Annotated in this window: 14 protein-coding genes; 10 read left to right on the top strand and 4 right to left on the bottom strand. The window is 40.4% G+C overall.

What is annotated here, in order from left to right; genetic code table 11:
* Positions 1-65 precede the first annotated feature (65 nt).
* The 3 genes from C2M25_RS10415 to C2M25_RS10405 all read right to left on the bottom strand — a co-directional run bounded on the left by C2M25_RS10415 (position 66) and on the right by C2M25_RS10405 (position 2,037).
* Positions 66-470 carry a helix-turn-helix transcriptional regulator gene (locus C2M25_RS10415; RefSeq protein WP_105181059.1) on the bottom strand — a complete coding sequence of 135 codons (405 nt, stop codon included), beginning with the start codon at positions 468-470 and terminating at the stop codon, positions 66-68.
* Between the two features lie 150 nt (positions 471-620).
* Positions 621-1,448 carry a zinc ribbon domain-containing protein gene (locus tag C2M25_RS21840; RefSeq protein WP_199775174.1) on the bottom strand — a complete coding sequence of 276 codons (828 nt, stop codon included), beginning with the start codon at positions 1,446-1,448 and terminating at the stop codon, positions 621-623.
* A complete protein-coding gene (locus C2M25_RS10405) occupies positions 1,399-2,037 on the bottom strand; it encodes a LexA family protein (RefSeq protein WP_105181058.1) in 639 nt (212 codons plus the stop codon). The genes C2M25_RS21840 and C2M25_RS10405 overlap by 50 nt, the downstream gene beginning before the upstream one ends.
* Positions 2,038-2,164: 127 nt before the next feature.
* Here C2M25_RS10405 and C2M25_RS10400 point away from each other — a divergent pair, with 127 nt between their 5' ends.
* From C2M25_RS10400 to C2M25_RS10390, 3 genes are all read left to right on the top strand, one after another.
* A complete protein-coding gene (locus C2M25_RS10400; RefSeq protein ID WP_105181057.1) occupies positions 2,165-2,386 on the top strand; it encodes a YdaS family helix-turn-helix protein in 222 nt (73 codons plus the stop codon).
* A 108-nt stretch (positions 2,387-2,494) separates the two neighbouring features.
* Positions 2,495-2,806 (top strand): hypothetical protein, encoded by a 312-nt coding sequence (locus C2M25_RS10395; RefSeq protein WP_105181056.1) that lies wholly within the window; start codon positions 2,495-2,497, stop codon positions 2,804-2,806.
* 24 nt (positions 2,807-2,830) lie between these two features.
* A complete protein-coding gene (locus tag C2M25_RS10390; protein WP_105181055.1) occupies positions 2,831-3,034 on the top strand; it encodes a hypothetical protein in 204 nt (67 codons plus the stop codon).
* On the opposite strand, the gene C2M25_RS10385 is transcribed toward C2M25_RS10390, so the two are convergent.
* A complete protein-coding gene (locus C2M25_RS10385; RefSeq protein ID WP_105181054.1) occupies positions 3,006-3,215 on the bottom strand; it encodes a hypothetical protein in 210 nt (69 codons plus the stop codon). The genes C2M25_RS10390 and C2M25_RS10385 overlap by 29 nt on opposite strands.
* An 84-nt stretch (positions 3,216-3,299) precedes the next feature.
* Between C2M25_RS10385 and C2M25_RS10380 the strand changes: the two genes are divergently transcribed.
* The 7 genes from C2M25_RS10380 to C2M25_RS10355 all read left to right on the top strand — a co-directional run bounded on the left by C2M25_RS10380 (position 3,300) and on the right by C2M25_RS10355 (position 7,913).
* Positions 3,300-4,349: a PriCT-2 domain-containing protein gene (locus C2M25_RS10380; protein ID WP_105181053.1), complete on the top strand. Its 1,050-nt coding sequence runs from the start codon at positions 3,300-3,302 to the stop codon at positions 4,347-4,349.
* Positions 4,349-5,707, top strand: a complete 1,359-nt coding sequence (locus C2M25_RS10375; protein ID WP_105181052.1) for a virulence-associated E family protein — start codon at positions 4,349-4,351, stop codon at positions 5,705-5,707. The genes C2M25_RS10380 and C2M25_RS10375 overlap by 1 nt, the downstream gene beginning before the upstream one ends.
* Before the next feature lie 308 nt (positions 5,708-6,015).
* Positions 6,016-6,375 carry an antiterminator Q family protein gene (locus C2M25_RS10370; protein WP_062570605.1) on the top strand — a complete coding sequence of 120 codons (360 nt, stop codon included), beginning with the start codon at positions 6,016-6,018 and terminating at the stop codon, positions 6,373-6,375.
* 188 nt (positions 6,376-6,563) lie between these two features.
* Positions 6,564-7,037: a lysozyme gene (locus tag C2M25_RS10365; RefSeq protein ID WP_105181051.1), complete on the top strand. Its 474-nt coding sequence runs from the start codon at positions 6,564-6,566 to the stop codon at positions 7,035-7,037.
* Positions 7,030-7,458, top strand: coding sequence for a hypothetical protein (locus tag C2M25_RS10360; protein ID WP_105181050.1), 429 nt, complete (start codon positions 7,030-7,032; stop codon positions 7,456-7,458). The genes C2M25_RS10365 and C2M25_RS10360 overlap by 8 nt, the downstream gene beginning before the upstream one ends.
* Positions 7,352-7,636: an Rz1-like lysis system protein LysC gene (lysC, locus tag C2M25_RS22310; RefSeq protein WP_442792975.1), complete on the top strand. Its 285-nt coding sequence runs from the start codon at positions 7,352-7,354 to the stop codon at positions 7,634-7,636. Before C2M25_RS10360 ends, lysC begins: the two co-directional genes overlap by 107 nt.
* Positions 7,617-7,913 carry an HP1 family phage holin gene (locus tag C2M25_RS10355; protein ID WP_105181049.1) on the top strand — a complete coding sequence of 99 codons (297 nt, stop codon included), beginning with the start codon at positions 7,617-7,619 and terminating at the stop codon, positions 7,911-7,913. The genes lysC and C2M25_RS10355 overlap by 20 nt, the downstream gene beginning before the upstream one ends.
* The last annotated feature ends 138 nt before the right edge of the window (positions 7,914-8,051 follow it).

Genomic DNA, 8,051 nt, shown 5'->3' with positions numbered 1-8,051 from the left:
TGTTGCTGCGTTATTGCGTGCTGTTGGGAATATAAATACTTTGGTCATATTCACTCTCCTTGGCCTTAGGCTGCTAGTAAGTCGTTTTGCAGTTCACGCAGTCGGCGTAAACGGGTGGTGCGAACAGTTCGGGTTACTCGAATCGTTCTAAAACTGCGCTCAACGTCACTGTTAGTTGCACTTAACAACACAAGCACTAGGCACATGGTGTAACGCAACACACCTTGCTTAATTGCTTGGTGTACCGTTTGGCGCATTGAATGGGTGTTAAATTTGAAGCTGAGCTCATTACAGGCTTGGCGAACTGTGGTGGGTTTTACACCCAATGATTCAGCAATAGACTTCTGTGTTAGGCCTTTTGCTACGAGCAGCAGCGTACGTGCTTGCTGTGCAGGTAAGCGAGAATATGGCTTTGCACTTACGTGCATATCGTCAAGCTGGTATCCAGTTTCTGTGCGTAATGGGTTCATGGCTTCAATAACAATTTAATTTGTTTTTTAAATCTACAATATAAATTGTAAATGTCAACGCAAAAAACAATTTAAATTGTATTTCAGGGTTTGTGATAGGCATAAAAAAACCGCCAGGAGGCGGTTTAAGAGGGTTGTTAAGTTATCTATTTATTTATTATATACATCACCTTCGATTGTAAAAGCTTGCTCTACTGAATCTGTTACAACCGCGTTAAAGCTATTAGTCCCTCTATATGTCGTTTTTACTAATATGTAATTACCCTTGTCCCAGTAAACTGTTTCAACGTGCTCATAACTATCGGGGTTCTTTAAACTTCTCTTGATCATTTTTTCTAGCAAAGTATGTGAGCCATCAAATTGACTAAATTGCTTTTCTATAGAGCGAACTCGATTCATTTTTTCATTGTAAAACGAGTACTTGTCTTTATATGTCTTATTTTCTGGCGCTAACTTTATAAGCTTTTCATAAATTTCAAAGTTCTTTTTTGTTTCAGCGGTTGGTATTTTCGCAACTTTTTCTACCAATTCGAGTTCAGTAGCTTTATTTTTGAGTTTGACTAATTCGGGGTCTGTAACGGTGTTATATGCGCCAGCTAATCGTTTTGCTTTTAGGTATTCACCTTGATCAATTAGCTGTTTCATTTGCTCGAGTAGTTGAGCCTTATTTTGATTGTATTGAGCTAGTTGGGAAGAACGAACTTGCTGCTTGGCTGACTCTTCACGTGAGTCTTGGATAGTAGAGTAGAAATAAAACAATACGATTAATACAACGATTAAACCACCACAGCCAATATTACCTCTTTTTTTCTTAAGTACAGCACCACAATTAGGGCAACTTTCTGCCTTTTTACTTATTTGGTGACCACATTCCTTACATTTTATTAGTGCCATATCATTTCCTTTGTATGTTTTATTTATTTTTAAATTAATTTCTTTTTCTATAACTACCAATAACAACACCGCAAATAGTTGCATCAGGCAGCATTTCTATAATAGGTGAAGGCCAGTTTGGATTAAGCGCCTTTAAGTATTTTTGACTTCCGTCAATGATAAGTTGTTTAAATGTAGCTTCTAAATTACCGTTTTGTCTAACAACAACACAGGAACCATTTCTTGCTTCAACTTCAGGATCAACGAAAATTATTTCGCCATTTATGAAATCAGGAGACATTGATTCACCGAGAACTTTTAAAGCAAAAGTATGAATGCTATGTTTTTCAGGGCATGGGTAAAATTCATCAACTTCAGAGATTTGGAATGCTTCACTGATTTCTGTCCAAGCGCCAGCTTGTACCCAGCTTATTAGAGGTACGTTAGATTTGTTCTGAGGAAGTGTTTGTGTATTACCCTCGGAAAGTTCCATATAACCATGCCCAGATTCAAGCCAGTTAGCTGAAACATTTAAAAACCTAGCTATTGCCACTAGATTTCTTGGCTTTAGAGTTCTTCCTGCACAGATAGCTTGGATTGATTGCTGGCTGGAACCTACAGCTGAGGCAACTTGCTCTTGGGTGACCCCTTTATCTTTTAAAACATAGTTTAAACGTTGAGCTAATGTATTCATAAGAAGGTACTTTATTAGTTTTGTTTAGTTTACAAAATAATTTGTACAATAAAAAACAATATAAATTGTTGATTAATACAATTTAAGTTGTATCCTATTTGGAGGTTATGCAAAAATAGGTATTAAAATGAGTATTCATCTCGGGTTACAAAAAGCCATTTCTACCATCGGTGGACAAGTAAAATTAGCTCAGGCCATTAATACTTCTCAGCAAAATATTTCTAATTGGCTTCGTACGGGAAATATTGCCCCGAATAAAGTTATTTTGATTGAGAGAGTGACGGGTGTTTCTCGTCATGAGTTGAGACCTGACATTTATCCGCCAGAAGATGAAAAGCAAGCTGCTTGATTGGATTGTTTTCATTTTTTTGTTCCTGTGTTGTTGAGCTTTTAGATTAGCCAATCAATAAGTGGGAATTTAGCTAAACGAATATATGTTTTTTTATACAGGTAATTTATGGCCCAGGTCTCAGACGTAAAAATAGATTTTAGTGTTGATAACGATGCTGTTATTCCACTTATTGAACGCTTGCAAGGTTCGTTAAGTAAACTCGATAAGCATGTTGCTAACTTGGTTAGTACACGCATAGAGGAACTACACCAAGCTAACGACTTGATCTTTCATATTACAGATTTCCATAAATCTGACATGCATATCCAAGTATTTTCTTACCCTACAGAGAGCTTTCTACGCATGGCGCAAGCTGTGTTTTCTAAAAATTATGAAGCGCTTTTACCTCAAAGCCTTTCACCACCTGAAATAGAATAAGCAGGAACCCAAGGAGCTAATAAGATGAAAACAAAGAAAACAAATAAGACAGCTTTAGATGTGATTTCAAATAAAGATCAGTTGCTAATTCACTTAAAAGAATCAGCTGAGCAAGGCGCTAAAGAATGTGAAGCAAATTACAAGGGGGTTATTTTGAGACCCCCATATACATCCGAATTAATTAGCTGTGATGAGCTATTTAATCAGTATCGCGCGCAAGCTCTTTGATTAGTCGATCATAAACTTGAATGGTTAACTCGGGTGTTGATGCATCTTCGAAAACGGTATCTGTAATTTTTTTGGCTAGGTCCATTTGGTCAACTAAGTCGCAAGCAACATTTTTTAGATGTTCAGGCATTTTAGATTGAGCTACTGCTAGGTGTTTATCAAACGGGTTATCAGGTTTCATAGACTTGCTTCCTTATTTTAGTTTGTTGGTTTGGTCACTAAACATACTAATTTAGGGAAGCGTTTTTTAATAGGAATTTTAATTATGCAGCAGGCAACGCTACAAGATGTACAAGATGCTATGCAGTATCTTGACCCAAATTTAGATCGTGATACCTGGGTTAGAATTGCTATGGGCATTAAAAATGAGTTTGCTGATGCGGGCTTTGATATTTTTGATTCATGGAGCGCTGGCGGTGAACGTTATAAGCCAAGCGATGTTAAAAGCATGTGGCGCAGCGTAAAAGCGGGCGGCGGTGTTACGATTGGTACTGTAATTGGCATGGCTAAAGAGAAGGGCTTTACGTTTAGCCGTGAACCTATGACGGCTGAGCAACAAGCCAAACTCAAAGCTGATTACGTTAAACGAGCAAAAGAGCGCGAAGCGAAAGAAGCAGAGGATGAAGCTGCGCGCCAGCGTTGGCATGGGGTAATTAGTGACTTTTCCAAATACATCATTGAAAACTTCACTATACCGATAAAATCAAATAAGTACTTAAGCGATAAAAAAGTAAATGCCTATGGGGTGTTAGGTTTTAAAAAGTCGTTTATTTTGATTATTCGCGATAACTTTACTACTGAGTTAGTTGAAGGTGGTAAAGAGATAAAAGCCTTCTTTGATACTTTACCTAGCGAAGATGAAGGTAGGGACTTTTCGTTTTTACATATCAAGCGTGGCAGTCTGGCCATTCCCCTCATTGATATTAATAAGCAGATTTGGAACATCCAAGTAATCAACAATACTGGTACCAAGTTATTTTTAAAGCATGGCCGTAAATCAGGGCTGTTTCATTTTATTGGTAAAGCAAGTAGCTGTAATATTTTGGCTGTTTGTGAAGGGTATGCAACGGGCGCGAGCATTCATATGGCGACTGGTTGGCCGTGTGCGGTGGCGCTTGATGCGGGTAATTTGTTACCTGTGGCTTTGGCATTTGCAGAAAAGCTAAAAGATAAGACCTTTTTGTTTTGTGCAGATAACGACGTTAATACAAAGGGTAATCCTGGTATAACAAAAGCGAATGAAGCAGCAGCTGCGGTTAATGGCCTTGTTGCTGCACCAGATTTTTCTGGTATTTTAAATAAGGAGGCTGCTTGATGGCCTCTAGTTCTTTAACAGATTGGAATGACTTACATGTAAGTGCTGGTTTAGCTGAGGTTAAAAAGCAGCTATCTGCTGTTGTTGATAAGCCTAGCGCTAATGATGGTGATAACCCGCCACCGAAAAACGCTGACGCGCGGGAGCGTTCACTGGGGGATGAGCCGTGGCAACGGCTTTTCCAAAGAACGAATGCTGGCAATCCGCAAGCGAATATTAGTAATACGAAGCTGGTTTTAGAACATGATCCTTCTTTTGATGGTGTTTTAGGTTATTGCAATTTTAGCTATCGGATCATTAAGCGTAAGTTACCACCGTTTAAAATGGCAAAGCTTGGGGAATGGACTGATGCCGATACCGAGCGCTTACGTATTTACTTATCTGAAAGCTATGGTTTTACACCTAAACCCAGTGATGTACTTGGTGCTATTTTGGTTCATTCAGAAGAGCATGCCTTTCATCCCGTTCAGGACTATTTAACGTCAATAAAGTGGGATGGTAAGCCGCGAGTGGCTATGTGGTTGCATGATTACTTAGGTGTAGAAGACTCAGATTATGCGGCTATGGTTGGCACATTCTTTTTGGTTTCTGCTGTAGTTCGGGTAATGCGGCCACCTGTAAAAGTTGACTCGGTTTTGATTTTAGAGGGCTTGCAAGGGTTAGGTAAATCCACGATGTGCCACAACCTATTTGGTGATTGGTTCACTGATACTCCGATGGCTTTAGGCGAAAAAGATACGTTTCAACAAATGCAGGGGATGTGGGGAATTGAACTTGCAGAGCTTGATGCCTTTAATAAGGCTGAAAACACCAAAGCTAAACAGTTCTTTGGTTCGCAAGTTGATAGGTACCGCCCCAGTTATGGGCGAATGGTTCAAGAATTCCCGCGGCAATGTGTTTTTATTGGTACCACAAATCAAGATAGGTATTTAAAAGACTCAACGGGTAACCGGCGCTATTGGCCTGTGATGTGTACGAAGATATGCCAAGAGGCCATAAAGCGAGATAGAGATCAGTTATGGGCAGAGGCGGTTCACTTATTAAATGAGGGGACACCTTGGTGGCCTACTGATGAATACAAACACCTGTTTGAAGAGCAGCAAGAGGATAGGTTCGACTCCGATGTATGGGAGGAGCTTATCTACAAATGGCTTATTAAAAATATGCGTTCGGATTATTCCTGTGCCGAAATTATGGAAGAAGCTCTAGGTATGGATGCTCACGCCATGCGCCCACCTGAACAAAAACGTGTTGGCCAAATTATGCATCGACTTGGTTTTGAGAAAAAGAAAAAGCTTATAAAAGGTAAGCGACCTGCGTTTTATTTTCCGCCAAAGGGGTTTTGGGATGCTAGATAATTATTTTAGTGTGACAGTGACATTTACCATGACCACCTGCAGCCCTTGCCATATAAGGCTTTGTCATAGTGTCACAGTGTGTCACGGTGTTTTCACGCACACATACGCGCGCGCGTGCGAGCGGACGCATTTGATATCTATATTCTATTTAATAATGTTACTTACTAATGTATGTAAAAACACTATGACACAGTATGACAGTATGACAATACCAGTAAATACAAGGGTTGTAGCTGTCATGGTTGTGTGTCACGGTAAAAGTGAGTATGACACCAATGTTTTAAACTATTTTGCGGCGGGGATGTAGGATGCAATTAGATCTAAGAGAACAGGCAGAAAACGATTTAGCACAATGGGGCCTGTGGGCGAGAGAGAAGAACTTACCAACGCTCAAGTCTCAGAACCTCGTTACATCACGTTCTGTTAAGCTAGACATCAACGGTTGTCCTTTAGTGATTAAAGATGACTATGCGCAGGTGCTTGATGCCAGTATTGCGAGAATGCGGCATTTAGATCCTACTTACCCGCTTATTGCTCGCCAGTACTTTAGCTTAGGTTTAAGCTGTAGAGTGATCGCACAGAGCACTAAAATTAATAAAACAAAGGTATCTTCGATAGTGGGTGAGATAGTTAGCTGGGTTGCTAGCGATCTTATCAAAGCTGCCTAGATCTTTTTTTCAAAAACTATTGCTTTTGTCCGGACAGAAACTATACTAATTCAGGTAAGCTTAGCAAAGCTACAACATAAAGCCCGAGGTTAACGCCTCGGGCTTTTTTGTTTCTGCTTTTTAGCTCACGTTCCTGTTGTTGACCCGCTTTGGCTTTGCCTGAGCGGGTTTTTTCGTTAGAGGCCCTTATGAAAGTAAACAAGCTATTAGCCGCTGGTGTTACCGGTGTACTTGCGCTTGCAGGCGTTACGATTGCACAGTTTGAAGGTGAGGTAAGAACGGGCTACGTCGATCCTGTTGGTGTGGTTACCGCTTGCTTTGGTCACACAGCGACAGCTGAGCTTGGCAAAAACTACACAGAGAATGAATGTTTAAGTTTGTTTGCTAAAGACTTAGGCGAACATAACAAGCAGCTGCTAAGAGCTGTTAGCGTATCAATGTCAGCAAGCGAACATGCTGCTTACTTGTCATTTCATTACAACGTGGGTGCTGGGAACTTTCGTAGCAGCACGTTATTAAAACTTTTGAACAATGACCAACGAGTGAAAGCGTGTAATGAGTTATCGCGTTGGGTTTACGCTGATGGCCAGAAGTTACCAGGCTTAATTAAGCGCCGTGAAGCAGAGCGCCAGTTGTGCTTAAGCGAGCTTAGCGATGTTTAGTTTAAACAAAGTATTGTTTTCAGGCTTGGGAGTGATGCTTGCGATATCAGTGTTTCGATATTTGGGCGTTAGCGCTGAGCTTGATGAAGCGCGTGAAAGTAACGAACAGCTACTCGGCACTATTCAGAGCTATAAGAATCAGGTTGAGATGCTGGCTAACAACTTAGTGAATGCTGAGAAGCAAAATAAGCGATTGCTAAAAGAGCGCACTTTACTGGAACAAATTCGTGCAAAGCACCAAGCACAACTTACCTCTATCGAAAATAAGCTTCAAACAACTAACTCACAACTTGATGCATTAAGGCTATCGACTAATGAAACAACTAAGAACTGGGCTAATGACTGTGTGCCTAGCGCTGTTATCAGCGTGTTCAAGTACGCCAACGCTAGAGCCTGTAATCAAAACAGTCGTACAAACTGAGTATGAGTTTGTGCAGATGCCTAATGAATTCATTAAACCCTGTGAGGTTAGTATTCAAGCTGTTGGAGACAATACATCCCACAGTCAGTACACAGTGTATTTAGAGACCGTTATTGATGCCTGCAATGAGCAGCTATTAAGAGCGCGAGAGTGGAACAATGCGAATAGAAACAAGTGATATAGCTGTGCAAAAGGCCGTCAGTGTAACGACCTACAGCGCAAGCTTAGGCACTGCAGCTGGAGGGATATTTAGCTTGAATGAGTGGGCTATATTACTGGGGATTATATTCGCAGCATTAACATTCTTAGTTAATGCGTGGTTTCAACATAAGCGTGACGAACGTGAAGCGCGTAAGCATGAAGATGATAGAGAGTTCCATCGAGCAAGAATGGAAGCGCTACAACAAAGCGACCATGCACAGCTGTTATGCCAGCCTGATTCAGATGGTAATTAATTTCTCTGCTCAATTGAAAAATATATTCACGGGTCCTTTGAGCAATATCCTGTATACGAAGCAAAACTCGCGAATTTTTAACAGCTAGAACTTCCTATAAGGGGGTTCCGGTTTTTCATTGATATTAGATAGTTAGGT

The organism is Pseudoalteromonas sp. T1lg21 (genome assembly GCF_002964625.1).
Classification (GTDB): Bacteria; Pseudomonadota; Gammaproteobacteria; order Enterobacterales; family Alteromonadaceae; genus Pseudoalteromonas; species Pseudoalteromonas gelatinilytica.
Note: the sequence above shows the minus strand (reverse complement) of the source record. Positions and strands in the feature narration are given on the sequence as shown.

Excerpts from the sequence above, each read along its gene's own strand:
- C2M25_RS10415 (WP_105181059.1), bottom strand. The coding sequence starts at position 470 with ATGAACCCATTACGCACAGAAACTGGATACCAGCTTGACGATATGCAC.
- C2M25_RS21840 (WP_199775174.1), bottom strand. The coding sequence starts at position 1,448 with ATGCAACTATTTGCGGTGTTGTTATTGGTAGTTATAGAAAAAGAAATT.
- C2M25_RS10405 (WP_105181058.1), bottom strand. The coding sequence starts at position 2,037 with ATGAATACATTAGCTCAACGTTTAAACTATGTTTTAAAAGATAAAGGG.
- C2M25_RS10400 (WP_105181057.1), top strand. The coding sequence starts at position 2,165 with ATGAGTATTCATCTCGGGTTACAAAAAGCCATTTCTACCATCGGTGGA.
- C2M25_RS10395 (WP_105181056.1), top strand. The coding sequence starts at position 2,495 with ATGGCCCAGGTCTCAGACGTAAAAATAGATTTTAGTGTTGATAACGAT.
- C2M25_RS10390 (WP_105181055.1), top strand. The coding sequence starts at position 2,831 with ATGAAAACAAAGAAAACAAATAAGACAGCTTTAGATGTGATTTCAAAT.
- C2M25_RS10385 (WP_105181054.1), bottom strand. The coding sequence starts at position 3,215 with ATGAAACCTGATAACCCGTTTGATAAACACCTAGCAGTAGCTCAATCT.
- C2M25_RS10380 (WP_105181053.1), top strand. The coding sequence starts at position 3,300 with ATGCAGCAGGCAACGCTACAAGATGTACAAGATGCTATGCAGTATCTT.
- C2M25_RS10375 (WP_105181052.1), top strand. The coding sequence starts at position 4,349 with ATGGCCTCTAGTTCTTTAACAGATTGGAATGACTTACATGTAAGTGCT.
- C2M25_RS10370 (WP_062570605.1), top strand. The coding sequence starts at position 6,016 with ATGCAATTAGATCTAAGAGAACAGGCAGAAAACGATTTAGCACAATGG.
- C2M25_RS10365 (WP_105181051.1), top strand. The coding sequence starts at position 6,564 with ATGAAAGTAAACAAGCTATTAGCCGCTGGTGTTACCGGTGTACTTGCG.
- C2M25_RS10360 (WP_105181050.1), top strand. The coding sequence starts at position 7,030 with ATGTTTAGTTTAAACAAAGTATTGTTTTCAGGCTTGGGAGTGATGCTT.
- lysC (WP_442792975.1), top strand. The coding sequence starts at position 7,352 with ATGAAACAACTAAGAACTGGGCTAATGACTGTGTGCCTAGCGCTGTTA.
- C2M25_RS10355 (WP_105181049.1), top strand. The coding sequence starts at position 7,617 with ATGCGAATAGAAACAAGTGATATAGCTGTGCAAAAGGCCGTCAGTGTA.